The organism is Streptomyces sp. JK94, from assembly GCF_053613315.1.
In genome coordinates, this window is sequence record NZ_JBSICH010000001.1 from 430,941 (window position 1) to 454,572 (window position 23,632).

Sequence of the window (23,632 nt, forward strand, 5' to 3'; positions counted from 1 at the left end):
TGCCTCTTCCGGAATCAGTCCAGTGTCAGGACGAAGGTGGCGCCGCCACCCTCGGTGGTGCGCAGGCCGACCCGCCCGCCGTGGCCCTCCGCGATCGCCTTGACGATCGACAGCCCCAGCCCGGCGCCCGACCCGCGCACCCCGCGCCGCGCCGTGCCGCGCCGGAACCGCTCGAAGATCACCTCGGCGTCCTGCGGCTGGACCCCGGGGCCGGAGTCGGCGACGTACAGCTCGACGCGCGTGCCGTCGGCGCGGGAGCCGATGCGGATGGTCTGGCCGGTGGTGGTGTGCTGCACGGCGTTCTGCGCGAGCTGCACCATGGCCTGCGTGATCCGCTGGGGGTCCAGCGGGGCCTCGCGGTCGGCGACCTCGGCCAGCACCCAGTCGCGGTCGCCGAGGGTGCGGGCCTTGACGTAGACGTCGGCGGTGAGTTCGGCGAGCTGCACCGGCTCGGGGGTGACGAAGTCGGGGCGTTCGGTCCGGGCGAGCAGCAGCAGGTCCTCGACGATGCGGCTCATCCGGTCCAGTTCGTCGGTGACCAGGCGGACGGTCTCCTCGCGCTCCGCCGGGTCGTCGCCCATCAGCTCCAGGTGCCCGCGCACGATGGTGATGGGGGTGCGCAGTTCGTGGCCCGCGTCGTCGACGAAGCGGCGCTGGGCGGCGAAGGCGCGTTCCAGCCGGTCGAGCATGGCGTTGAACGTCTCGGCGAGCGCGGCCACGTCGTCGTGGCCGTGCACCGGGATGCGCCGGGTCAGGTCCTGCTCGGTGAGCTGGGCGGCCGTCGTGCGCACCAGCCGCACCGGTTTGAGGATGCGGCCCGCCACCACCCAGGCGATGCCGGTCGTCATCAGCAGGGCGACGCCGGAGATGGCGAGCAGCACGCGGAACACCTCGTCCGCGCGCGCCTGTTCCCGTCCCGGGTGGAAGGCGACCACGAACGCGGCGGCGGGCTCACCGCCGTAACGGGCGACGGTGACCTTGGCCCAGCGGATCTCGCCCTCCGGCCGCTCCAGGGTGCCGGTGGGGTCGGGGGAGGCGAACAGGGTGCGCCGGGCGTCGGCGTCCCGGTGCAGGGGCAGGGCGACCGGGATCTCGCGCTGCTGGATGATCTGCACGGGCCGGCTGCCCGCCTCGCCGACCAGGCCGATCAGCTCCTCGTCCAGGTCGGCGTACTGCCGCTCCAGGAAGACCTTGAGCAGCCGTTCCGGGTCGGCGAACGGGCGGCCGGTCTCCGGGTCGAAGCCCTGCTCCTCGAAGTTGGCGAACTCCCCGGCCTCCTGCGCGAGCAGGCCGTTGATCCGGTGGTCGGTGTCGCGCAGCAGGATCGAGCGGGTGGTCGCGGCCACCGAGGCGAGGGCGACGGCCATCACGAGCAGCAGCCAGAGCAGGATGCGGACGCGGGCCGAGATCCGCCGGCGCTCGCGGTCAGCCGTCGTCGCCGGGCCCGTCGTCGGCGGCCGGGCCGGTGGCTCCGTCGTCGGTGTCCTGGCCTCGGTCGTCGTCATCGTCGTCATCCGGAGGGCTGTCGGTCACCGGTGGCCGGGTCACCACCTGGTCGCTGGGCGTCGGCTCGGGCGAGGAGGCGGTGGGCGACGGGGTGGGGGAGCCGCTCTCCAGCTCCACCCTGGACGGCGCCTTGGGCTGCTGCGGGTTGTCGGTGAGGGCGAAGCTGGTCGCGGCGATGCCGAGAGGGATCAGGACGACGGCCGCCAGGGCCGCCATCCGGCGTGAGAAGACCATGTCCCCGATCCTGCGCCCGTCACCCGGTGCTCAGGATGAGCCGGGGATGAGGAACTCTTCATCGGGCGCGGGCCCGCGGGCGCCGGGGACGGGTGCCGGAACCGGGCGCGCGCTCAGTTGTCGAGCCCGATGGCGAACGCCGCCTCCAGGTCGTGCTGCGAGTACGTCCGGAACGCCACGTGCGTGTCCGTGCCCTCCACACCGGGGATCTTGCTGATCCGGCCGGGGATGACCTCCGCCAGGTCCTCGTGCCGGCTCACCCGCACCATCGCGATCAGGTCGTAGGTGCCGGTGACGGAGAAGACCTCGCTGACGTTCTCCAGCGCGGCGATCCGCTCCGCGATCTCGGGGATGCGGTCCACGCTGGTCTTGATGAGGACGATCGCGCTGATCACGGCTGGTTCTCTCCCTCGGGCGCCGCCACTGGAACGCTCTTCACTCTAGTCGTACGCCCGAACCGCACCCAGGCGAAGACGAAGCCCAGCCCGAAGCCCACCAGGTGGGCCAGGTACGCCACCCCCGGACCGTCACCGGCCCGCCCCGCGGCCATCCACTGGAGCCCGGCCCAGAAGGGCAGGACGATCCAGGCCGGGAAGCGCAGCGGCAGGAAGAAGAGGAAGGGCAGCAGGCTCGTCACCCGGGCCCGCGGGAAGAGGAAGAGGAACGCGCCGAGGATCGCGGAGATCGCCCCCGAGGCGCCGACCAGGGACTGCTGGGAGTGGGCGTTGGCGCCCGCGTAGCCGAGCAGGGCCAGGTAGCCGCAGCCGAGGTAGAACAGGGCGAACTGGAGCCGTCCCATTCGTTCCTCGGTCATCGCGCCGAAGACGTGGAGGAAGAGCATGTTGCCCAGCAGGTGCACCCAGCTGCCGTGGACGAAGAGCGCCGTCGCGGGGGTGAGCGCCGATCCGGGGGAGTCCTCGAACAGTTCTGCGGGGATCACGCCCCAGCGCCGGAAGTGGGCGTGCTGGGCGGCGAGCAGCTCGTCGCCGGTGCCGTACGCCGGATTGAGCCCCGCCGCCGGGCTGAGCAGGAACAGCAGGCAGCACATCGTGATCAGCGCGTACGTCACCGGTGCCGCCCGGCCCCGGGAGGTGCGGGGCGCGCGGGCCGTGCCGAGTGTCCTGACCGTCCTGAGGGCCGCCGTGCTCCAGTTGCGGATCATGGACACAGAGCATGACGTAACGGGACGCGACCGCTCATAGCGCCTCGCCGCCGTGGGCACGCGGGCGTCGGGTACCCGCCAGGCCGTAGGGTTACGAGCCATACGCACCGGGGGAGCCCGGCGCGTCACCGACACTGGAAGAGAGTGAACAGCCACGATGACGGTTCCCCTGCCGACCGACACGACGCGGTGGCGCTGCACCCTCTGCGGCAACCTCACCCGCTTCGACGTGACCCGGGCCTCGAAGGTCGTCGAGTACGTGCACCTCGACCTGGCCGGCGAGCCGAACGTCGAGGAGCGCGAGGTGCTCAGCGAGACCGTCGAGTCGGTGCGGTGCCGCTGGTGCAACGCCGTGGACCAGGTGGAACTCGTGGACAGGCCGGGTGCCGCCTCCTGACGGGAGCGGCCCCGCACGAGGCGATCCCGGACCGGGGTCGCCCTGAGACATTGGGGTGACGGATGGTGGAGACACACGGCGGGGGGCCGGGCGACGGCGCCGCTGAGGTGCTCGACCGCCCGCTGCCCGACGGTGTGCGCCGCAGGGTCGTGCAGATCGTGTCCGACGGCTTCGGCGGACTCAAGCTCGGCGAACTGCCGGCACAGCTGAGACAGTACGCCCGGTTCGCCCCCAACCGCAGGACCAAGTTCGCCGGCAACGCCATGGCCGCCGCCGTGGAGACCGACACCCTCTTCCGCCAGCGCATCGGCGAGAAGTTCAGGGAGTCCCATCCGGAACTGGCGGGCGCCCTGGACTCCGGTGCGCCGCCGCCGGCCGCGGACCCGCTCGACGTGGCGGCCGCGGCCTACGTACTGCGCCCGCACGGCTGGGTGAAGCTGGTGACCGCCGCCGGCGAGGAGGCGCAGCGCGCGGACGCCGAGCGCGCCGACGAGGAGAGCCGCGCGGAGCTGGAGCGGCTGCACGAGGAGCTGGCCCGGGCCCGGGAGCACACCAGGACCGAGACCGAGCGGCTGCGGGCCGAGCTGGACGCGGCGAAGAAGGAGGCCGAGTCGCTGCACCGCAAGCTGCGCTCCGCCCTCAGTGACGTCAAGCGCGGCGAGGCGGCCCTGCGCAAGGTGCGGGACGAGACCGACGCCGTCCGCGCCGAGGGGGCCGCCCAGGTGTCCGCCGCCGAGAGCGAGACCCGGCGGCTCAAGACCCGGCTCGGGGAGGCGGAGGCCGCCCTGGAGGCCACCCGCAAGGCGGCCCGCGAGGGACGCAGCGTCGAGGACATGCGGGTACGGCTGCTGCTGGACACGCTGCTGGACGCCACCCAGGGGCTCCGTCGGGAACTCGCGCTGCCCCCGGTGTCCGTGCGGCCCGCCGAGACCGTGGACGCCGTGGAGCCCGGCCGGATGACGCCGAAGGACATCGCCGCGCGCGCCCTGTCCGAGAACGACCCCGCCATCCTCGACCAGTTGCTGGCGCTGCCCCAGGCGCACCTGGTCGTCGACGGCTACAACGTCACCAAGACCGGCTATCCGCAGATGCCGCTGGAGAAGCAGCGGCTGCGCCTGCTCGGCCAGCTCTCCCAGCTGGCCGCGCAGACCGGCGCCGAGACGACCTGCGTCTTCGACGGCGCCGAGCTGGCGGCACCGGTGCTGCTCGCGCCGCCGCGCGGGGTGCGGGTGCTGTTCTCCAAGCCCGGCGTCACCGCCGACGAGCTGATCCGCCAGCTGGTGCGGGCCGAGCCGCCGGGCCGGCCGGTCATCGTGGTCTCCACCGACCGCGAGGTGGCCGACGGCGTGGCCCGCGCGGGCGCACGCCCGGTGGCGTCCGTGGTGCTCCTCAAGAGGCTGTCCTGACCCCTGGTTCACTTTCGTGGCAACCGCAACGTAGGCACTCTATGCCTGAATTGACGGAACCGTCACGCAACGTAGTGTCAAGTAGGGATTACTGCATGTGAGTTACGGCAAAGAATGCGGTGCGTAACCGGGATAATTCGACGGAGGATTTGAACTGATCACGAGTGGGTCACTAGGGTCAGCGCTCGAACCCTCGAACGGGTGATCCCTCTCAAGAAGGAGCTCGTCTCCGTGGCGTCCCACCGTCGTCCCAAGCAGCCGAGCCGCACGCGCGTGACCGTGCTCACCACCGCTGCCGCCGCCGCTGTCGCTCTCAGCTCGCAGGCCGCCAACGCCGCACCGAGTGAGAAGCCGAGCAAGGACGAGGTCAAGGCCAAGGTCGACAAGCTCTACACCGAGGCGGAGCAGGCCACCGAGAAGTACAACGGGGCCAAGGAGAAGCAGGAGAAGCTCCAGAAGGAGATCTCCACGATCCAGGACAACGTCGCCCGCGGCCAGGAGGAGCTCAACGAGCTGCGGGACGGCCTCGGTTCGATGGCCAGCGCCCAGTACCGCTCCGGTGGGATCGACCCCTCCCTCCAGCTGTTCCTCTCCGCCGACCCGGACGACTACCTGGACAAGGCCTCCACGCTCGACCAGCTGAGCGGTCAGCAGGTCGAGGCGCTGAAGAAGATCCAGGTGAAGCAGCGCGACCTCGCCCAGCAGCGCTCCGAGGCCACCGAGAAGCTCAAGGACCTCGCCTCCACCCGCACCGAACTGGGCAAGAAGAAGGAGGAGGTCCAGGGCAAGCTGGCCTCCGCGCAGAAGCTGCTCAACAGCCTCACCGCGCAGGAGAAGGCCGCCCTCGCCGCCGAGGAGCAGCGCGCCACCCGCACCAGCGAGCGCGAGGTCCTCTCCGGCGGCACCACCGCGAAGCCCGCCTCCGGCCGGGCCGCCGCCGCCTTCGCCGCCGCCCAGAGCAAGATCGGCACGCCCTACGTCTACGGCGCCACCGGCCCCTCCTCCTTCGACTGCTCGGGCCTGACCTCCTGGGCCTACGCGCAGGCCGGAGTCGGCATCCCCCGCACCTCCGAGGCGCAGACCGGCGCGGGCACGCGGATCTCCTCGATGAGCGACCTCCAGGTCGGCGACCTGGTCTTCTTCTTCAACGACCTGCACCACGTCGGCCTCTACGCCGGCAACGGCCAGGTCCTGCACGCGCCGCGCACCGGCACGGTCGTCCGCTACGAGTCGATGAACACCATCGGCGGCCCCTTCATGTTCGGCGTGCGGGTCTGACCCGCCCGCGCACCCCGCCCGGGAATCAGCCCCGTCGTACCGCCCGTTCGGGCGAAATACGGTGAGGCGTCGCGACCCCCTGCCCCGCCGGTGACCTGCGTCAGCGGCGGGGCGTCGTGCTGCGGGCCACCCGCAGGTCGTTGGCCGGTGCCCCGCCACGGGGTTACTGTCTGCCGCGTTTCCCTGTCCGCCAGCGGAAGGAGTGCGGCTTCCCGTGGGGTCCCATCGCCGCCTTGCACCGTCCGGGTCCGACCGCGGCGCCACCGCCGCCGTCGGACTGCTCTCCGTCGCCGCCGCGGTCCTGGCCGCCGTACCGGCCACGGCCGCCCCGCACGACGACCGGCGGGCGGAGGTGGACCGGCTCCAGACGGAGGCGGAGCAGGCGACCGAGGCCTACAACGAGGCCGACGCGCGCACCGACGCCCTGCGCGAGGAGGTCGGTGCCGCGCAGGACGCGATCGCCCGGCAGCAGGAGCGGATCAACGGCATGCGGGAGACGCTCGGTTCGCTGGCCGGCGCCCAGTACCGCTCCGGCGGCATCGACCCGTCGCTGGCGCTGCTGCTCTCCGCCGACCCGGACGACTACCTGGACAAGGCCTCCGTGCTCGACCGGATCACCACCCGTCGGGCCGGTGATCTCAGGGAACTCCAGGAGGCCCTGCGCGACCTCGCCCAGGACCGCGCGGAGGCCGGCCGCAAACTCACCGAGCTGGAGGAGGGCCGCAAGGCCGTCGCCGCCCACAAGAAGACCGTGGAGCGGAAGCTGGCCAAAGCCCGCGAGCTGCTCAACTCCCTGCCGGACGAGGAACGCGCCGCCTACGACCGCGGCTCCCGCTCCGGCCGCGCCGGTCTGCCCGCCCCCGGGGAGGCCGCCCCCGCCTCCGGCCGGGCCGCGGCCGCCGTCGCCGCCGCCCGCTCCGCCCTCGGCAAGCCCTACGTCTGGGGCGCCAACGGCCCCGGCGGGTTCGACTGCTCGGGCCTGACCCAGTGGTCCTACGCGCAGGCCGGGGTCGGCCTGCCGCGCACCTCCCAGGCGCAGTCGGGAGCGGGCCGGCAGGTCTCCCTGGCCGACGCCCGCCCCGGCGACCTGGTCGCCTACCGGGACGACGCCAGCCACATCGGCATGTACGTCGGCAACGGCCAGGTGATCCACGCGCCCTACCCCGGCGCGCCCGTGCGCTACGACCCGGTCGGCATGATGCCGGTGTCCTCGGTCACCCGCGTGTGACCCGCCCGGCCGCGGGCGGACGCGGGCGGGGACCCCGGTGGCCGGCCGAGGGGTGGCCCAGGCCCCGCGGCCCGGCGCCCCCGGATGGCGCGGTCCGGTCCCGACGGTGTCCTCCGGGGCGATGCGGTCCGGTCCGGACGGTGCCCTGCGGGGTGGCGAGGTCCGGTCCGGACGGTGCCCTCCGGAGTGATGCGGTCCGGTCCGGACGGTGATGCGGTCCGGTCCGGACGGTGACGCGGCCCGGTCCGGACGGTGACGCGGCCCGGTCCGGACGGTGTCCCCCGGGGTGGCGCGGCCCGGTTCAAACGGTGCCGGTCCGTCCGGCCGGATGTGACCGTCGCGGTGCCCCCGCCCGCTGCCCTCCCCGGTCCGGCGCCCGTACGATCGGGAGGATGGCTGGGCGAAGGCGGGTGTCGGGTTCCTCGGTGGTGGCGCTGTGCCTGCTGCTCGCCTCCCTCGTGGCCTGCGGCGGCCGGACCACCGCCGACCCGGTCCGGGCCGAGGTGCAGCGGGTGCTGGACCAACGGGCGGCCGCCGTCCTGGGCCACGACCGGGCCGCCTACGCGGGCACGGGCAGCGAGGCCGGCTTCGGCAACCTGAGCGCGGTGCCGCTGGCGGCGTTCGCGTACCGCGTGACGGACGTGGACCGCACCGGCGACACCGCCACCGCCGAGGTGCGGCTGAGCTACCGCGTCGAGGGCTACGACCGGGGCCCGGTCACTGCCGGCCGCACCGTGCGGCTGGGCCGCGACGGCGCGGACGGGCCGTGGTCGGTCGAGTCCGACCGGCCCGCCCGGGACGCCGGCCAGCAGCCGTGGGACCAGGGCGTGGTCCGGGCCGTCCGCGGGACGCACAGCCTGGTGCTCGGCGTCGGGCAGTCCACCGAGGCGCTGCGCGGCTTCGCCGACCTCGCGGACCGGGCGGTGCCCGCCGTGTCGGCCGCCTGGGACGGCGACTGGGCCCGGCGGGTGGTCGTACTCGTGCCGAAGTCGCTGGAGGGCATGGCGGGCCTGCTCGGCTCGCCCGCCTCCTCCTACCGGGGCATCGCGGCGGTCACCACCGGCGAGACGGGCGGCCGGGAGCGGGCGCCCGCGGACCGGATCATCGTCAACCCCGACGCGTACGGGCTGCTCGGCTCCCTCGGCAAACAGGTCGTGCTCACCCACGAGACCACCCACGTCGCCACCCGTACCGACACCACCGCCGCCACCCCGCTGTGGCTGTCCGAGGGCTACGCCGACTGGGTCGGCTACCGCGGCACCGGCCGCACGCCCGCCCAGGCCGCTCCCGAACTGGCCGGCGCGGTGTCCGAGGGCCGGGTGCCCGACCGGCTGCCGACGGACGACGACTTCGGCTTCACCGCCGACGCGGACGAGCTGGCCCGGGCCTACGAGGGCGGCTGGCTGGCCTGCCGGATGATCGCCGACCAGTGGGGCGAGGACCGGCTGGACGCCTTCTACCGGGCCGTGGGCGCCCACGACGAGCGTGCGGGAGCGGTCGAGGACGCGACGGGCGAGGTGCTCGGCACCACGCCGGAGGAGTTCACGGCGCGATGGCGGGAGTATCTGCGGACGGAGTTCGGCTGAGCCGGCCGGCCGCTCCGCTCCGCCCGGACGCGGTGCGCACGACCGTGTCGCGCCACAGGGCGCGGGCCGCGACGAGCGCCGCGGCGGCCAGCAGGCCGTTGCGCACGGCCAGCAGCGCGATGCCGAGCGGATCACTGGCGACGACGGACCCGAAGAGGACCGGGAACTCCAGCACCGTCACCGGGCTCGCCGCCAGCACCAGGACGGCCGGCACCCGCATCCGGCTCGCCCTGAAGCAGCGGCAGACCGCCGCCAGACCGATCAGCCACACCAGGTACTGCGGGCTGATCACCCGGCTGGTGACCGTGAACACCAGCACGGCCGCGAAGGCCGCGTCCGCCGCCGTGTGCGCCGTGAAACGCGAGGCCGCCAGCCGCCACAGCAGCAGCCAGCCGAACGAGAGAGCGGTCAGCGCGAGGGCGGCCGTGCTCACCGCGCCCACGTACGGGCCGAGGAACTCGACCGAGCCGTAGTGGAGCAGCACCTCGCCGTCCCAGCCGAAGTGCCGGGCGACGTGGAAGACCAGGGCGCCCAGCGACTCCACCTCGGTGCCCCGTTCGCGCTGGAACGTCAGGAACGCGAACGCCCCCGGCACCACGGCGAACAGCGCCGCCAGCGCCGCACCGGTCAGCGCGGCCGCGGCCCGGGGAGCCCGCCCGCGCATCCCGAGCAGCACCAGGACCGGCCACACCTTCAGCAGCGCCCCGAGCGCCGCCAGGGCACCCGCGACGCGCGGATGCCGGCCCGCGGCGAGCAGCGCGGCCACCGCGACGGCGGTGACCATCACGTCGTAGCGGGCGTACACCGTCGGGCCGAGCAGCGGTACGCCCGCCACCCACACCCACGCACCGCGCGGCGAGCGCCCGGGGCCCCGGCCCGCGCGCCACAGCAGGGCGAGGACGGCCAGGTCGGTGACGCAGGCGAGGACGAAGAACGCCGTCGCGTACTCCAGAAAAGGCAGCAGCGCCGGGGAGAGCATCGCGAGGGCCGCCGCGGGCGGGTACTGCCACGTGACGTCGTTCAGCGGGAACGTCCCGGTGCGCAGGATCTCGGACCAGTCCCGGTAGATGACGGACACGTCGCCGGTGACGTCCGGGCCGGGCAGGACGAGCACCTTCAGGACGAACAGCAGCAGCACCAGCCGGCTGGCGCCCCAGGCCGTCAGCAGCCGCACCGCGGGCCGCCTCGCGTCGGTCGTCTCCACGTGCTCCCTGCCCGTCCGCGTCCCGTGCCCTGCCGTGCGGCCATGATGACCCGGGTACCTGTACGTCTGCCACAGGAGGCGGCCGGGCCCCGCCCCGCGCGGAGGGTTCGGTAGGGTCGGCGGCGTGCGCAAGACCTTGATCGTGACCAACGACTTCCCGCCCCGCCCGGGCGGTATCCAGGCCTTCCTGCACAACATGGCGCTGCGGCTGGACCCCGAGCGGCTGGTCGTCTACGCCTCCACCTGGAAGCGGGGCCGCGAGGGCGCCGAGGCCACCGCCGCCTTCGACGCCGAGCAGCCCTTCACCGTCGTACGGGACCGTACGACGATGCTGCTGCCGACGCCGGGCGCGACCCGGCGGGCGGCCGGGCTGCTGCGTGAGCACGGGTGCACGTCGGTGTGGTTCGGGGCGGCGGCGCCCCTCGGGCTGATGGCGCCGGCGCTGCGCAGGGCGGGGGCCGAGCGGCTCGTCGCCACCACCCATGGCCACGAGGCCGGATGGGCCCAGCTGCCCGCCGCCCGGCAACTGCTGCGCCGGATCGGGGAGACGACCGACACGATCACCTACCTCGGGGAGTACACGCGCTCGCGGATCGCGGGCGCGCTCACCCCCGAAGCCGCCGCCCGGATGGTGCAGCTGCCGCCCGGCGTCGACGAGAAGACCTTCCACCCGGGCAGCGGCGGTGACGAGGTGCGGGCCCGGCTCGGGCTGACCGAGCGGCCCGTCGTGGTGTGCGTCTCCCGGCTGGTGCCGCGCAAGGGCCAGGACACGCTGATCCGGGCGATGCCGCGCGTCCTGGCCGCCCAGCCGGACGCCGTCCTGCTGATCGTCGGCGGCGGACCCCACGAGAAGGAGCTGCGCCGGCTCGCCCGGGAGACCGGCGTGGCCGCCTCCGTCCGCTTCACTGGCGCCGTGCCCTGGTCCGAGCTGCCCGCGCACTACGGCGCCGGGGACGTCTTCGCCATGCCGTGCCGGACCCGGCGGGGCGGGCTCGACGTGGAGGGGCTCGGCATCGTCTACCTGGAGGCCTCCGCGACCGGCCTGCCCGTCGTCGCCGGCGACTCCGGCGGCGCGCCCGACGCCGTACTGGACGCGGAGACCGGCTGGGTGGTGCGCGGCGGAGCCGAGGACGAGGCAGCCGACCGCGTCGTCACGCTCCTGGGCGACCCGGAGCTGCGCCGCAGGATGGGCGAGCGCGGCCGGGCGTGGGTCGAGGAGAAATGGCGCTGGGACCTGCTGGCGGAGCGCCTGAAGGCGCTGCTGTAACGCGGGAAGCCGCTGGAAGGCCGGGGACGGCACGCCGTCCGGGGGCGCGGGGCGGGCACCTGTGCGGCTCCGCCGCGCGGGCGCGCCGCCACGACGGGCCCGCACCCGCCCACGGCGATACCGGGGGGCCCGCACCCGCCCACGGCGATACCGGGGGCGCTCCACGGGGCGCCCCCCGCCCCCTACTTGGCGTAGATCGCCTCGATCTCCTGCGCGTAGTCCCTCGCCACCACGTTCCGCTTCAGCTTCAGCGAAGGCGTCAGGTGCCCCGACTCCTCGGAGAACTGCGCGCCGAGGACCCGGAACCTCCGCACCGACTCCGCCTTGGACACCGCCGAGTTGCCGTCGTCGACGGCCGACTGGACGGCGGCGAGCAGGTCCGCGTCCTCCAGCAGCGACGCGGCCGTCGAACCGGCGGGCTTGCCGTGGTCCGCGCACCAACGGCCGAGGAACTCCTCGTCGATGGTGACCAGCGCGCCCACGAACGGCCGCCCGTCGCCGACCACCATGCACTCCGCGACCAGCGCGTGCGCGCGGATGCGGTCCTCGATCACGGCCGGGGCGACGTTCTTGCCGCCGGCGGTGACGATGATCTCCTTCTTGCGGCCGGTGATGCGCAGGTACCCGTCCTCGTCGAGGGTGCCGATGTCGCCGGTGTGGAACCAGCCGTCGGCCAGCGCCTCGGCGGTCGCGCCCGGGTTGTTCCAGTACTCCTTGAACAGGTGCTCGCCGTGCAGCAGCACCTCGCCGTCGTCCGCGATGCGCACCACGGAACCGGGCAGCGGCTGACCGACCGTGCCGATCTTCTGCCGGTCCCACGGGTTGAAGGCGGTGGCCGCGCAGGACTCGGTCAGGCCGTAGCCCTCCAGCACCGTGAAGCCGATGCCGCGGAAGAAGTGACCGAGGCGCTCGCCGAGGGGGGCGCCGCCCGAGATGGCGTACTCGCCGCGCCCGCCGAGGACCGTGCGGAGCTTGCCGTAGACGAGCTTGTCGAACACCCTGTGCCTGATCCTGAGGCCGAGGGACGGCCCCGCCGGGGAGTCCAGCGCCTTGCTGTACGCGATCGCCGTGTCGGCGGCCCTGTCGAAGATCCCGCCCTTGCCGTCGGCCTGCGCCTTGGCACGCGCCGAGTTGTAGACCTTCTCGAAGACGCGCGGCACGCCGAGGATCAGCGTCGGCCGGAAGGCGGCCAGCTCGTCGGTGAGGTTCTTGACGTCCGGGACGCAGCCCAGCTTGATCGGCGCGATCATCGGCGCGACCTGGACCAGGCGGCCGAAGACGTGCGCGAGCGGGAGGAAGAGGAGGACGGAGCACTCGCCCGTGCGGAACAGCGGGCGCAGCCGCTCGACGACGTTGCCGCACTCGGCGAAGAAGCTGCGGTGGGTGAGCACACAGCCCTTGGGGCGGCCGGTGGTGCCGGAGGTGTAGACGATGGTCGCGGGGTCGTCGGCCTTGGCGATCGAGCCGCGCTCCTCGACGGCCCGGTCGGTGACGTCCTGTCCGAGGCGCCCCAGTTCCTCCACGGCCCCGGCGTCGATCTGCCAGACGTGCTTGAGGGCGGGCAGCTGCTCGCGCACCTCCTCGACGGAGGCGGCGTTCGCGGCGGACTCCACGACGCACGCGGTCGCGCCCGAGTCGCCGAGGATCCACTGCACCTGCTCGGGCGAGCTGGTCTCGTACACCGGCACGGTGATCGCGCCCGCGCTCCAGATCGCGAAGTCCAGCAAAGTCCACTCGTAGCGGGTCCGGGACATCAGGCCGACCCGGTCGCCAGGCTGGACCCCGGAGGCGATGAGACCCTTGGCGGCGGCCTGGACCTCGGCGAGGAAGGCGCGGGCGGTCACGTCCTGCCACGCGCCGGCCACCTTGCGCGAGATGACGGCGACGTCCGGGTGCTGCGCGGCGTTTCTGCGGACGATGTCGGTCAGGTTTCCGTCCGCAGGGACCTCGTACAAAGCCGGAAGGCTGAACTCGCGCAAGACTGCTGCTCCTCATAGGGCGCCGGCGCCACGACACTGTGTGATGCGACGGTGCGGTCCAAGGCTCGGGCAAGTGCTCGTGGAGTCCACCCGCGGTCCCACAGGCCGAAGCGCGTGTCGACGCACAGGGTGAAATCCAGAGCACGACTGGACTGCCCGGACGTTACCCGCCGGTATGGCTTCTCCGACAGGGGGCCCCGCGAGATGTTCGCTGCGTCACACGGACGGGGTTTCCTTCGCGCAGAGTAGTCGACGGATCAACCGACCAGCCAGTAACCGCAGGTCCGGCCGCCACTGTTCACAAGAGGCCCGCGCTGCTTACGCTTGATCGTCATGGCACCCACACCGCCCGGCAGTACGAGGACCCGCGTCCACGTGATCAGTGACGTCCACGGCAACGCCCGCGACCTGGCCAGGGCCGGTGAGGGCGCGGACGCCCTGATCTGCCTCGGCGACCTGGTCCTCTTCCTCGACTACGCCGACCACTCGCGCGGCATCTTCCCCGACCTGTTCGGCGTCGAGAACGCCGACCGCATCGTCGAACTGCGCACCGCCCGCCGCTTCACCGAGGCGCGGGAGTTCGGGGCCCGGCTGTGGGCGGGCGCCGGCGGGGACCGGCGGGAGCTGATCGAGCGCGCGGTGCGCAAGCAGTACGCCGAGATGTTCGCCGCGTTCCCCACGCCGACGTACGCCACCTACGGCAACGTCGACATGCCGCCCCTGTGGCCCGAGTACGCCGGCCCCGGCACCACCGTGCTCGACGGGGAGCGGGCGGAGATCGGCGGCCGGGTCTTCGGCTTCGTCGGCGGCGGTCTGCGCACGCCGATGCGCACGCCGTACGAGATCGGCGACGAGGAGTACGCCGCGAAGCTGGAGGCGGTCGGCGAGGTGGACGTGCTGTGCACGCACATCCCGCCGGACGTTCCGGACCTCGTCTACGACACGGTGGCGCGGCGCTTCGAACGGGGCAGCCGGGCGCTGCTGGACGTGATCCGCCGCACCCGTCCCCGGTACGCGCTGTTCGGGCACGTGCACCAGCCGCTGGCGCGGCGGATGCGGATCGGGGCGACCGAGTGCGTGAACGTCGGGCACTTCGCGTCGACCGGGAAGCCGTGGGCGCTGGAGTGGTGAGCACGGGGCGGTGCCCGGGTGGCCGGACCCGCGCGGGCAGGTGGTGACGATCGCCGGTCCCGTGCGCGATAGCCTTCACGCGGCACACGTGCGCGTCACGGGCGCACGACGACCTCAGTAGCGGCCCGCATCCGGAGGAGCCACGGCGATGGCGGAACACACCAGCTCGAGCATCACCATCGAGGCGGCACCGGCCGACGTCATGGCGGTGATCGCCGACTTCGCCCGCTATCCGGACTGGACCGGAGAGGTGAAGGAGGCCGAGGTCCTCGCCACCGACGCGCGGGGGCGGGCCGAGCAGGTGCGGCTCGTCATGGACGCCGGGGCCATCAAGGACGACCAGACGCTGGGGTACACCTGGACCGGCGAGCACGAGGTGTCCTGGACCCTGGTCAAGTCCCAGATGCTGCGTTCCCTGGACGGGTCCTACCTGCTCAGGCCGGCGGGTGCGGGCACGGAGGTCACCTACCGGCTCACGGTCGACGTCAAGATCCCGATGCTCGGCATGATCAAGCGCAAGGCCGAGAAGGTCATCACCGACCGGGCGCTGGCGGGACTGAAGAAGCGGGTGGAGTCGGGCGCGCGGTAGTCTCCCGCGCCCCGGTCCCGCCGCCCGGCGCCCGCACATCGCCCACTGCCCCGCAGTCCGGGGCCCGCACGTCGTCCGGCCGCCCGCCCGCACGTCGCCCGTCGTCCCGCCGCCCGGCGCCCGCACATCGCCCACTGCCCCGCCGTCCGGGGCCCGTGCGTCGCCCACCAACCCCGTCGGCCACGGCCGCCGCGAGGGCGCGGGCGGTGTCCGGACCGTGCGCGAAGGTACCGTTCAGCCTCATGCGCACCCTCCTGATCACGGGGCCCGGCGGCAGTGGCCGTACCACCGTCGCGGCCGCCACCGCGCTCGCCGCCGCCCGGGCGGGCGCCCGCACCCTGCTCCTCGGCGCCGACCGCGACGACACCCTCGGTGCCGTGCTCGGCGTGCGCACGGGTCCGGCACCGGTCGGTGTCGAGCCCCGCCTCACCGCCTGGCGGCCCGACGCCGACCAGGGGTTCCGGGACGGTCTCGCCGCCCTCCAGGACCGCGCCGCCTCCGCCCTCGACCTCCTCGGCGCCATCCGCCTCGACCCCGAGGAACTCACCCCGCTCCCCGGAGCCGACGAACTCGCCCTGCTCCGCGCCCTGCGCGACGCCGCCCTCGCCGAGGCCCACGACCTCCTCGTCGTCGACCTCCCGCCCGCGCCGCGCGCCCTCGCCCTGCTCGCCCTGCCCGAGGAACTCCGCCGCTACCTGCGCCGCCTGCTCCCGGCCGAGCGGCAGGCGGCCCGCGCCCTGCGCCCGGTCCTCGGCCGGCTCGCCGGGGTCCCCATGCCCACCGAGGCGCTGTACGAGGCCGCCGCCCGCTGGGACCTGGAACTCGCCGCCGCCGAGGCCGTCGTCGCCGACCGGACCACCGTCGTACGACTGGTCGCGGAGCCCGGCCCGGCCGGTGACGACGCCGTCCGCGCCGCCACCCTCGGCCTCGCCCTGCGCGGGCTGCGCCCCGACCTGCTGGTCGCCAACCGCGTCCTGCCCGAGGACGCCGCCCCCGGGGGCTGCTGGCTGGCCGGCCCCGTCGCCCAGCAGCGCAAGACCCTGGAGGAATGGCGGGGCACGTACGACGTCCACACCCTCGCCCACCTGGGGCACGACCCGCGGGGCGCGGACGACCTCGCCGCGCTCGCCGCGCCGGGCGCCACCCCGGACGCCTCCGCGGTCGAGTGGCCCGTCACCGACCGGCTGGCCGCGGACGGCGTGCTGGTCTGGCACATCCCGCTGCCCGGTGCCATACGCGACGAACTGGACCTGGTGCGCCGCGGCGACGAACTGGTCGTCACCGCCGGGCCGTTTCGCCGGGTCGTCCCGCTGCCGTCCGCGCTGCGCCGCTGCACCGTCGACGGCGCCGCCCTGCGGGAGGGCACACTCGCCGTCCGCTTCGCCCCGGACCCGCGACTGTGGCCGCAGGGCCGCTGAACCCACCGTCCCGCCGCCTCGCCGACCGGGGGTGGCGGGGGGCCGGCTGCGTCCCGGGGCGGTCCCCGGGGCCGTTCGGGTAACGTCGTAGGGACGAACCGTAGTCAGGAGTCCGTCATGAGCGAAGACCTCCCCCAGCCCGAGGGCGCTCGCCCCGACGAGGCCGACGCGGTCGACGAGGTGCGGGTGACCGACGCCGACGCCTGGGAGAGGGCGTGCGCCGAGGACCTGGAGGCGGAGAAGACCCGCCGCCGCGCCGAGTACGGGCCGCCGCCCGGCTCGGCCGCCGAGGAGCTGCGCCGGCTCGTCGACACCGTCGCGGACAAGCTGTCCGGCCTCCAGTCCCCCCTGCTCGGCCAGGTCGCCGGACCCGCCGCCCAGCAGGTGGTCCGGCAGGTGGTGCAGCAGGCCAAGACCGCCGTCGAACCGGTCATCGAGCGCAACCCGGACGTCTTCGACCACCTCGCGGCCGCCGGCGGTGAACTCCTCGCCGCCTACCGCTCCGCGGTCCAGAACCAGGAGCGCCGCTGGACCGCCGGAGACCCCGGAGACGCCGGAGACCCCGGAGCCGCGGATGGCCGTGATCCGCGTGACCAGGACGAACGCCGCGCCGACGGCCGCGACGACGGTGACGAGGGCACCGGTCCCGGCCGGCGGATCGACCTGGACTGACCCTCCCCTCGGGTACGGTTGGCCTTAGCGGGGCTCGACCGAACTGAGGGATTCATGGGACTCACCATCGGCGTCGACATCGGCGGCACGAAGATCGCGGCCGGCGTGGTCGACGAGGAAGGCAACATCCTCTCGACCCACAAGGTGCCGACCCCGGGCACACCCGAGGGCATCGTGGACGCCATCGCCTCCGCGGTGGAGGGCGCACGCGCCGGGCACGAGATCGTCGGCGTGGGCATCGGAGCCGCGGGCTACGTCAACCGCCAGCGCTCCGAGGTCTACTTCGCGCCCAACATCGACTGGCGCAACGAACCGCTCAAGGAGAAGGTCGAGGCCCGTGTGGGCCTCCCGGTCGTCGTGGAGAACGACGCCAACGCCGCGGCCTGGGGCGAGTACAAGTTCGGTGCGGGCAAGGGCCACCGCAACGTCATCTGCATCACGCTCGGCACCGGCCTCGGCGGCGGCATCATCATCGGCAACAAGCTGCGCCGCGGCCACTTCGGTGTCGCCGCCGAGTTCGGCCACATCCGCATGGTTCCGGACGGCCTGCTGTGCGGCTGCGGCTCGCAGGGCTGCTGGGAGCAGTACGCCTCCGGCCGCGCCCTGGTGCGGTACGCCAAGCAGCGCGCCAACGCCACCCCCGAGCGCGCCGAGGTGCTGCTCGCGCTCGGCGACGGCACCCCCGACGGCATCGAGGGCAAGCACATCTCGGTCGCCGCCCGGCAGGGCTGCCCGGTCGCCGTCGACTCCTACCGGGAGCTGGCCCGCTGGGCGGGCGCCGGCCTCGCCGACCTGGCCTCGCTCTTCGACCCGTCGGCCTTCATCGTCGGCGGCGGCCTCTCCGACGAGGGCGACCTGGTCCTCGACCCGATCCGCAAGTCCTACAAGCGGTGGCTGGTCGGCGGCAACTGGCGCCCCGTCGCCGACGTGATCGCCGCCCAGCTCGGCAACAAGGCCGGCCTCGTGGGCGCGGCCGACCTGGCCAGGGAACCCGGCCCGATCATCTGACCGTACGGGCGCTCCGACAGCCACACGCCCAACGCCCACACGCCCAACGCCCGCGCGGCGGAGCCGGCATCGGCTCCGCCGCGCGGGCGTGTCAGCCGGACCGTCAGCCGGACGCCCGCAGACCCCGCACCCCGCCCCCGCGCCTCGGCGTGCCCCGGCGCCCGGTCCCGTAAATTGGCCGCATGGCAACGTCCCTCCAGCCGCTCCCCAACTCCCGCACCGAGCCCGACGGTTCGGCCGTCGTCCGGATCCTCAGCTACAACATCCGCTCGATGCGCGACGACACCGACGCCCTCGCCCGCGTGATCGCCGGCTGCGCCCCCGACCTCGTCCTCCTCCAGGAAGCCCCCCGCCTCTTCCGCTGGCGCAAGAAGCTCACCCGGCTCGCCGCCGCGTCCGGGCTGGTCCTCCTCACCGGCGGCGCCACCGCGGCCGGTCCCGCGCTGCTGTGCTCGCTGCGCGCCACCGTCGAGCGCACGGAGGACGTACTGCTCCCGCTCACCCCCGGTCAGCACCGCCGCGGCCTCGCCACCGCCGTGGTCCGGATCGGCGCCGCCCGCCTCGGCGTCCTGAGCTGCCACCTGTCGTTGCGGGCGGACGAGCGGTACGAGCAGGCCGGCCTGCTCCTCGACCGGCTGGCCGCGCTGGGCGTGACGCACGCCGTGGCGGGCGGCGACCTCAACGAGCGCCCCGGCGGCCGCACCTTCCGGCGGCTCGGCGACGGGCTGCGGGACTGCTGGACGGCCGAGCCCTGGGGCCGCGAGTACACCTTCCCCGCCACCGGGCCGGACCGGCGCATCGACGCGGTCTTCGTCACGGAGGGCATCGAGGTACTGGGCTGCGGCGTGCCCCTCGGGCTCCCCGGGGTGGCCGAGGACGACCTGAGGGCGGCCACGGACCACCTCCCGGTCCTGACCGGCCTCCGGGTACCCGCGTCCGCGAACTGATCCGGACGACCGGCGCTCCTAGACCACCGCGCCCCGCCCCGGATCGTCGTCGTCCTCGTCGCCCGTCCGCATCCGCAGGACCAGGGTGGCGAAGCCGCCGAGGAAACCGCCGATGCTCAGGGTCGCCAGCCACCACGTCATGTCCCAGCCGAGCACCACCGCCAGCAGAAGCAGCACGGGCCCGCCGAGCACGCCCAGCCAGGCGAACTTCGCGGTGGTGTCGCCCTCCGGCAGCGGTGGCGGCTCGGGCGGCACGAAGTGGCCCTCGTCGTCCTCGCCGAGGTCGTCCTCCGAGGGCTCGGCCAGGCTGTGGTCGCGCGGGCCGACACCGGGCGCGAACGCCACGGAGCCGCCCAGCGGCCGGGCCGAGGCCGGCCGGTCCGCCGTGGGCCGGTCCGTGGCGGGCGCGTCCGGCTCCGGCTTGTCGTCGTTGGTCTCCGGCTCCAGGAGCGCCAGGTCCTCCACCGACTTGAACGGCTTGGCACCCGGCGGGTCCGGCGGCTCGTCCCCGTACCCGGCGACGATCGCGGCCCAGACGGCGTCCTCGTCGAGGGGCACGCCCTGCTCCCCGGGGGCGCGGTCCTGCGCGCGCTCCCGGTTCTCGCGGTGCTCCCGCTCCAGGTCCCGCTCCTCGCGGTCCTCGCGGTCGGAGTCGTGCTCAGCCACCTGCGGCCGTCCCTTCATTGCCGAGACCGGACTCCGGCTCCCCGACGGAACCGGGCGCGAGCCGGCCGATGAACGCAGCGCTCTGCGCGAAGACCCGGTCCGCGTCGTGGTCCAACGTCGCCACGTGGTAGCTCTGTTCCAGCAGGACCTCCGTCACGTCCGTCGACGACACCCGGCCGAGGATGCGGGCCGAGTCGGCCGGCGGCACCACGTGGTCCTGGGGACTGCGCAGCAACAGCAGCGGCTGGGTCACCTGCGGCAGGTCGCCGTCGACGAGACGGAAGAAGGCCCGCAGCGAGTGCGCCGCGTGCAGCGGCACCCGGTCGTACCCGAGTTCCGTGCCGAGCGGCTTGGCGATGTCGCTGGCGATGCCCTTCGTCGCGGGCACCAGGTGGCGCAGGACGGGCAGGGCGTGCTGGGCCACGCCGTGCATCCGGTTCGCCGGGTTGACGACCATGACGCCCGAGACCGCGTCCCCGTGCTTGGCGGCGAGCCGCAGTGCCAGCGCGCCGCCCATGGACAGCCCCGCCACGAAGACGCGCGCACAGCGCTCCCGCAGGGCGCGCAGCTCGCGGTCCACCTCCGCGTACCAGTCCTGCCAGCCCGTGACCTGCATGTCCTCCCAGCGCGTGCCGTGGCCGGGCAGCAGCGGCAGCGCGACGGTCAGACCCCGCGCGGCGAGGTACCGGGCCCAGGGGCGCAGCGACTGCGGGGAGCCGGTGAAGCCGTGGCAGAGGAGGACGCCGACCTCCCCGCCCTCGTGGCGGAACGGCTCGGCTCCGGGCAGGACCGGCACGACTCGGTCTCCTGTCGTCAGGGGGCCGGCACAGCCGGCACGTCGGGTGCGCTCCACGCGGTGCGGTACTTGCGGTGCGGTACTTGCGAGTACTTCACCGTACGCGACCGCACTGACACCGACCAGGGCCGTCGGAGCCATTGACGGTGCACCGGGTTAAGGTCTGACCCACAGACACAGGAGGCACTCGGTTGTTGTACGGCGCGATGAAGGTCACCGTCGGGGGTTCGCTGAAGCTCGCCTTCCGGCCCTGGGTGGAGGGCCTGGAGCACATCCCGGCCGACGGCCCCGCCATTCTGGCGAGCAACCACCTCTCGTTCTCCGACTCGTTCTTCCTGCCGGCCGTCCTCGACCGCAAGGTGACCTTCATCGCCAAGGCCGAGTACTTCAACACGCCCGGCGTCAAGGGCCGCCTGACCGCCGCGTTCTTCAAGGGCGTCGGCCAGCTCCCGGTCGACCGCTCCGGCGCGCGCGGCGCGGGCGAGGCCGCGATCAGGAGCGGCATGGAGGTCCTGGAGCGCGGCGAGCTGTTCGGCATCTACCCCGAGGGCACGCGCTCCCCGGACGGCCGGCTCTACCGCGGCAAGCCGGGCGGTCTCGCGCGCGTGGCACTCGCCACCGGCGCGCCCGTCATCCCGGTCGCCATGATCGACACCGAGAAGATCCAGCCGCCCGGGACGGTGATGCCGAAGCTGATGCGCCCCGGCATCCGTATCGGCGAGCCCCTGGACTTCACCCGCTACCAGGGCATGGAGCACGACCGCTTCGTCCTGCGCGCGGTGACCGACGAGGTCATGTACGAGATCATGAAGCTCTCGGGCCAGGAGTACGTCGACATGTACGCGACCGCCATGAAACGGCAGCTCGCGGACGCGGCCAAGGCCGAGAAGGAGGCGGGCAAGGCGGCGAAGGCCGCGCTCGCCCAGGCGGAGAGGGAACAGACGGCCAAGGAGAAGGCGGCGGCCGAGCAGGACCGGTCCGGCGACCGGTAGCCCGGACGCGGGGACGTACGGGCCGGGAACGGGGGGACATGGCCAGGCGCGAGAGAGTCATGAGGATGTCGGTCGAGCAGCCGCTGTGGCGCGCGCTGGCCGGCTACCGCGTGCTCACCATGCTGTACGCGATCGGCTTCTTCGCCACCGCCTTCTCCGGCTTCCAGCGCCCCTGGCTCGCCGTCGCCTACTACGCCGTCCTCTTCGTCTGGACCCTGGCCACCCTCCCCAAGGTCTCGGGCGCGGCCAGCTGCACCAAGCGGTTCCTCGCCGCCGACCTCACCGTCGCGCTGACCGGCATCCTCCTCACGCCCTTCGCCGACGCGCACGAGCGGGTCATGAACGGCGGCCCGACCCTGCCGTCGATATGGACCGCCGGCTCGGTCCTCGCCTTCGCCATCAAGGGCGGCTGGCGCTGGGCGGCCGTCGCCTCCACCCTCGTCGCCGTCGCCAACCTGGTGGAACGCGGCCACCCCGCCCGCGACACCGTCCACAACGTGATGCTCGTCTGGGTGGCCGCCATCGCCATCGGCTACGTCGTCGAGGTCGCCCGCGCCTCCGAGCGCACCCTCGCCCGCGCCCTGGAGATCGAGGCGGCGACCCGGGAGCGGGAGCGGCTCGCCCGGGACATCCACGACAGCGTGCTCCAGGTGCTCGCGATGGTGCAGCGGCGCGGCGCCGTCATCGGCGGCGAGGCGGCCGAGCTGGGCCGGATGGCCGGTGAGCAGGAGGTGGCGCTGCGCACCCTGGTCTCCGGCGGCCTGCTGCCCGTCTCCCGGGTGTCCGAGGACGCCGCCGAGGGCGCGCTCGTACGGGCGGTGGAGGAACCGGACGGAGGCGCCCCGGACGGCCCCGTCGACCTGCGCGCCCTGCTCGCCCCGTACGCCGGCTCCCTGGTGAACCTCGCCGGACCGGGCGCGCCGGTGCTGCTGGCGCCGGACGCCGCCCGGGAGATCGCGGCGGCCGTGGGGGCCGCCCTGGACAACGTCCGCAAGCACGTCGGCGCGGACGCGCGCGCCTGGATCCTGGTCGAGGACGAACCGGACGAGGTGATCGTCACCGTCCGCGACGAGGGACCCGGCATCCCGGAGGGGCGGCTCGTCGAGGCCGAGGGCGAGGGCAGGCTCGGCGTGGCCCTGTCGATCCGGGGCCGGCTGCGCGACCTCGGCGGCACGGCCGAACTGATCTCGGTGCCCGGGCAGGGCACGGAGGTCGAACTCAAGGCACCCAGGACGCACACGGAAACCCTCACCACGCGGGGGAAGGCGGCAGACCGATGACCGAGCGACAGGAACCCATCAAGGTCATGGTGGTCGACGACCACCCGATGTGGCGCGACGCGGTCGCCCGGGACCTGGCCGAGTCCGGCTTCGACGTGGTCGCCACCGCCGGCGACGGGGACCAGGCGGTGCGCCGGGCCCGGGCCGCCGCCCCCCAGGTCCTCGTCCTCGACCTCAACCTGCCCGGCAAACCCGGCGTCCAGGTCTGCAAGGAGGTCGTCGGCGCCGACCCGTCGCTGCGCGTCCTGGTGCTCTCCGCGAGCGGGGAGCACGCCGACGTGCTGGAGGCGGTGAAGTCCGGCGCGACCGGATACCTGCTGAAGTCGGCCTCCACCGGGGAGCTGCAGGACGCGGTGCGCCGCACGGCCCTCGGCGACCCCGTCTTCACCCCGGGCCTGGCCGGACTGGTCCTCGGCGAGTACCGCCGCCTCGCCTCCGAACCGGCCCCCGCCGCCGCCACCGGCGAACCCGGAGCGCCCCGGCTCACCGACCGCGAGACCGAGGTGCTGCGTCTGGTCGCCAAGGGCCTGAGCTACAAGCAGATCGCCGAACGCCTCGTCATCTCCCACCGCACCGTGCAGAACCACGTGCAGAACACCCTGGGCAAGCTCCAGCTGCACAACCGGGTGGAACTCGTGCGGTACGCGATAGAGCGGGGTCTGGACGACGCGTGACCCCCGCGGGACGGCCCGCGCCGCACGGACGTCGTCCGCGTCCCGGCCGCCGGGGCCACGGCCCGGCCGAGGACCGGGGGCCGGGGACCCGAAGCCGTACCGTACGCGGGGCCGGGGACCCGAAGCCGTACCGTACGCGGGGCCGGGGCTCCCTCAGCGGACCGACGGGACCGGGCGGCGGGCGGCGGGCGCGGACCGTATATTCGGCCGGA

General features: G+C 74.0%; 23 protein-coding genes. 15 read left to right on the forward strand and 8 right to left on the reverse strand.

The window, feature by feature from the left end; genetic code table 11:
• Positions 1 to 14: 14 nt before the first annotated feature.
• From ACVV2G_RS02040 to ACVV2G_RS02055, 4 genes are all read right to left on the reverse strand, one after another.
• A complete protein-coding gene (locus ACVV2G_RS02040) occupies positions 15 to 1,505 on the reverse strand; it encodes a sensor histidine kinase (protein ID WP_453840788.1) in 1,491 nt (496 codons plus the stop codon).
• Positions 1,426 to 1,740 carry a small secreted hydrophilic protein gene (locus ACVV2G_RS02045; protein WP_453840789.1) on the reverse strand — a complete coding sequence of 105 codons (315 nt, stop codon included), beginning with the start codon at positions 1,738 to 1,740 and terminating at the stop codon, positions 1,426 to 1,428. Before ACVV2G_RS02045 ends, ACVV2G_RS02040 begins: the two co-directional genes overlap by 80 nt.
• A 113-nt stretch (positions 1,741 to 1,853) precedes the next feature.
• Positions 1,854 to 2,135 (reverse strand): Lrp/AsnC family transcriptional regulator, encoded by a 282-nt coding sequence (locus ACVV2G_RS02050; RefSeq protein ID WP_100044201.1) that lies wholly within the window; start codon positions 2,133 to 2,135, stop codon positions 1,854 to 1,856.
• A complete protein-coding gene (locus ACVV2G_RS02055) occupies positions 2,132 to 2,902 on the reverse strand; it encodes a rhomboid family intramembrane serine protease (RefSeq protein ID WP_453840790.1) in 771 nt (256 codons plus the stop codon). Before ACVV2G_RS02055 ends, ACVV2G_RS02050 begins: the two co-directional genes overlap by 4 nt.
• Before the next feature lie 157 nt (positions 2,903 to 3,059).
• Here ACVV2G_RS02055 and ACVV2G_RS02060 point away from each other — a divergent pair, with 157 nt between their 5' ends.
• From ACVV2G_RS02060 to ACVV2G_RS02080, 5 genes are all read left to right on the forward strand, one after another.
• The gene (locus ACVV2G_RS02060; RefSeq protein WP_453840791.1) at positions 3,060 to 3,299 is read left to right on the forward strand and encodes a hypothetical protein; all 240 of its coding nucleotides are present in this window, start codon (positions 3,060 to 3,062) and stop codon (positions 3,297 to 3,299) included.
• Between the two features lie 62 nt (positions 3,300 to 3,361).
• Positions 3,362 to 4,705, forward strand: coding sequence for an NYN domain-containing protein (locus ACVV2G_RS02065; protein ID WP_453840792.1), 1,344 nt, complete (start codon positions 3,362 to 3,364; stop codon positions 4,703 to 4,705).
• Between the two features lie 231 nt (positions 4,706 to 4,936).
• Complete coding sequence (locus ACVV2G_RS02070; RefSeq protein WP_453840982.1) at positions 4,937 to 5,983, forward strand: C40 family peptidase; 1,047 nt, start codon at positions 4,937 to 4,939, stop codon at positions 5,981 to 5,983.
• Between the two features lie 214 nt (positions 5,984 to 6,197).
• Positions 6,198 to 7,211 carry a C40 family peptidase gene (locus ACVV2G_RS02075; RefSeq protein WP_453840793.1) on the forward strand — a complete coding sequence of 338 codons (1,014 nt, stop codon included), beginning with the start codon at positions 6,198 to 6,200 and terminating at the stop codon, positions 7,209 to 7,211.
• A gap of 392 nt (positions 7,212 to 7,603) precedes the next feature.
• Entirely contained in the window at positions 7,604 to 8,797 is a 1,194-nt protein-coding gene (locus ACVV2G_RS02080; protein ID WP_453840794.1) for a hypothetical protein, read from the forward strand.
• Here the strand turns inward: ACVV2G_RS02080 and ACVV2G_RS02085 are convergent.
• Entirely contained in the window at positions 8,754 to 10,001 is a 1,248-nt protein-coding gene (locus tag ACVV2G_RS02085) for a glycosyltransferase 87 family protein (RefSeq protein WP_453840795.1), read from the reverse strand. The two genes, ACVV2G_RS02080 and ACVV2G_RS02085, sit on opposite strands and share 44 nt — an antisense overlap.
• A gap of 124 nt (positions 10,002 to 10,125) precedes the next feature.
• On the opposite strand from ACVV2G_RS02085, the gene ACVV2G_RS02090 reads away from it, so the two are divergent.
• Positions 10,126 to 11,268 (forward strand): glycosyltransferase family 4 protein, encoded by a 1,143-nt coding sequence (locus ACVV2G_RS02090; protein ID WP_453840796.1) that lies wholly within the window; start codon positions 10,126 to 10,128, stop codon positions 11,266 to 11,268.
• Between the two features lie 182 nt (positions 11,269 to 11,450).
• Here ACVV2G_RS02090 and ACVV2G_RS02095 read toward each other — a convergent pair whose 3' ends face one another.
• The gene (locus tag ACVV2G_RS02095; RefSeq protein WP_453840797.1) at positions 11,451 to 13,247 is read right to left on the reverse strand and encodes an AMP-dependent synthetase/ligase; all 1,797 of its coding nucleotides are present in this window, start codon (positions 13,245 to 13,247) and stop codon (positions 11,451 to 11,453) included.
• Between the two features lie 375 nt (positions 13,248 to 13,622).
• Between ACVV2G_RS02095 and ACVV2G_RS02100 the strand changes: the two genes are divergently transcribed.
• From ACVV2G_RS02100 to ACVV2G_RS02125, 6 genes are all read left to right on the forward strand, one after another.
• Positions 13,623 to 14,378, forward strand: coding sequence for a metallophosphoesterase family protein (locus ACVV2G_RS02100; protein ID WP_453840983.1), 756 nt, complete (start codon positions 13,623 to 13,625; stop codon positions 14,376 to 14,378).
• A 148-nt stretch (positions 14,379 to 14,526) separates the two neighbouring features.
• On the forward strand, positions 14,527 to 14,967 hold the full coding sequence (locus tag ACVV2G_RS02105) for an SRPBCC family protein (protein WP_453840798.1): 441 nt from the start codon (positions 14,527 to 14,529) through the stop codon (positions 14,965 to 14,967).
• Between the two features lie 242 nt (positions 14,968 to 15,209).
• Positions 15,210 to 16,385: an ArsA family ATPase gene (locus ACVV2G_RS02110; RefSeq protein ID WP_453840799.1), complete on the forward strand. Its 1,176-nt coding sequence runs from the start codon at positions 15,210 to 15,212 to the stop codon at positions 16,383 to 16,385.
• 117 nt (positions 16,386 to 16,502) lie between these two features.
• On the forward strand, positions 16,503 to 17,057 hold the full coding sequence (locus tag ACVV2G_RS02115; protein ID WP_453840800.1) for a DUF5304 domain-containing protein: 555 nt from the start codon (positions 16,503 to 16,505) through the stop codon (positions 17,055 to 17,057).
• Between the two features lie 54 nt (positions 17,058 to 17,111).
• Entirely contained in the window at positions 17,112 to 18,065 is a 954-nt protein-coding gene (locus ACVV2G_RS02120; protein WP_453840801.1) for an ROK family glucokinase, read from the forward strand.
• 182 nt (positions 18,066 to 18,247) lie between these two features.
• Complete coding sequence (locus ACVV2G_RS02125) at positions 18,248 to 19,012, forward strand: endonuclease/exonuclease/phosphatase family protein (RefSeq protein WP_453840802.1); 765 nt, start codon at positions 18,248 to 18,250, stop codon at positions 19,010 to 19,012.
• A gap of 18 nt (positions 19,013 to 19,030) precedes the next feature.
• Here ACVV2G_RS02125 and ACVV2G_RS02130 read toward each other — a convergent pair whose 3' ends face one another.
• Positions 19,031 to 19,678, reverse strand: a complete 648-nt coding sequence (locus ACVV2G_RS02130; protein ID WP_453840803.1) for a hypothetical protein — start codon at positions 19,676 to 19,678, stop codon at positions 19,031 to 19,033.
• Complete coding sequence (locus ACVV2G_RS02135) at positions 19,671 to 20,474, reverse strand: alpha/beta hydrolase (protein WP_453840804.1); 804 nt, start codon at positions 20,472 to 20,474, stop codon at positions 19,671 to 19,673. The genes ACVV2G_RS02130 and ACVV2G_RS02135 overlap by 8 nt, the downstream gene beginning before the upstream one ends.
• A 206-nt stretch (positions 20,475 to 20,680) precedes the next feature.
• Here ACVV2G_RS02135 and ACVV2G_RS02140 point away from each other — a divergent pair, with 206 nt between their 5' ends.
• Genes ACVV2G_RS02140 through ACVV2G_RS02150 form a run of 3 tightly spaced genes read left to right on the forward strand, consistent with a single transcriptional unit; the run spans position 20,681 to position 23,420 of the window.
• A complete protein-coding gene (locus ACVV2G_RS02140) occupies positions 20,681 to 21,466 on the forward strand; it encodes a lysophospholipid acyltransferase family protein (RefSeq protein WP_453840984.1) in 786 nt (261 codons plus the stop codon).
• Between the two features lie 38 nt (positions 21,467 to 21,504).
• Positions 21,505 to 22,746 carry a MacS family sensor histidine kinase gene (gene macS, locus ACVV2G_RS02145; protein WP_453840805.1) on the forward strand — a complete coding sequence of 414 codons (1,242 nt, stop codon included), beginning with the start codon at positions 21,505 to 21,507 and terminating at the stop codon, positions 22,744 to 22,746.
• The gene (locus tag ACVV2G_RS02150; RefSeq protein ID WP_453840806.1) at positions 22,743 to 23,420 is read left to right on the forward strand and encodes a response regulator; all 678 of its coding nucleotides are present in this window, start codon (positions 22,743 to 22,745) and stop codon (positions 23,418 to 23,420) included. Before macS ends, ACVV2G_RS02150 begins: the two co-directional genes overlap by 4 nt.
• Positions 23,421 to 23,632: the final 212 nt, after the last annotated feature.

What these genes read in the sequence shown, in the direction of transcription:
- ACVV2G_RS02040 (WP_453840788.1), bottom strand. Translation starts at nt 1,505, where the DNA reads ATGACGACGACCGAGGCCAGGACACCGACGACGGAGCCACCGGCCCGG.
- ACVV2G_RS02045 (WP_453840789.1), bottom strand. Translation starts at nt 1,740, where the DNA reads ATGGTCTTCTCACGCCGGATGGCGGCCCTGGCGGCCGTCGTCCTGATC.
- ACVV2G_RS02055 (WP_453840790.1), bottom strand. Translation starts at nt 2,902, where the DNA reads ATGATCCGCAACTGGAGCACGGCGGCCCTCAGGACGGTCAGGACACTC.
- ACVV2G_RS02060 (WP_453840791.1), top strand. Translation starts at nt 3,060, where the DNA reads ATGACGGTTCCCCTGCCGACCGACACGACGCGGTGGCGCTGCACCCTC.
- ACVV2G_RS02065 (WP_453840792.1), top strand. Translation starts at nt 3,362, where the DNA reads ATGGTGGAGACACACGGCGGGGGGCCGGGCGACGGCGCCGCTGAGGTG.
- ACVV2G_RS02080 (WP_453840794.1), top strand. Translation starts at nt 7,604, where the DNA reads ATGGCTGGGCGAAGGCGGGTGTCGGGTTCCTCGGTGGTGGCGCTGTGC.
- ACVV2G_RS02105 (WP_453840798.1), top strand. Translation starts at nt 14,527, where the DNA reads ATGGCGGAACACACCAGCTCGAGCATCACCATCGAGGCGGCACCGGCC.
- ACVV2G_RS02110 (WP_453840799.1), top strand. Translation starts at nt 15,210, where the DNA reads ATGCGCACCCTCCTGATCACGGGGCCCGGCGGCAGTGGCCGTACCACC.
- ACVV2G_RS02115 (WP_453840800.1), top strand. Translation starts at nt 16,503, where the DNA reads ATGAGCGAAGACCTCCCCCAGCCCGAGGGCGCTCGCCCCGACGAGGCC.
- ACVV2G_RS02120 (WP_453840801.1), top strand. Translation starts at nt 17,112, where the DNA reads ATGGGACTCACCATCGGCGTCGACATCGGCGGCACGAAGATCGCGGCC.
- ACVV2G_RS02125 (WP_453840802.1), top strand. Translation starts at nt 18,248, where the DNA reads ATGGCAACGTCCCTCCAGCCGCTCCCCAACTCCCGCACCGAGCCCGAC.
- ACVV2G_RS02140 (WP_453840984.1), top strand. Translation starts at nt 20,681, where the DNA reads ATGAAGGTCACCGTCGGGGGTTCGCTGAAGCTCGCCTTCCGGCCCTGG.
- macS (WP_453840805.1), top strand. Translation starts at nt 21,505, where the DNA reads ATGGCCAGGCGCGAGAGAGTCATGAGGATGTCGGTCGAGCAGCCGCTG.
- ACVV2G_RS02150 (WP_453840806.1), top strand. Translation starts at nt 22,743, where the DNA reads ATGACCGAGCGACAGGAACCCATCAAGGTCATGGTGGTCGACGACCAC.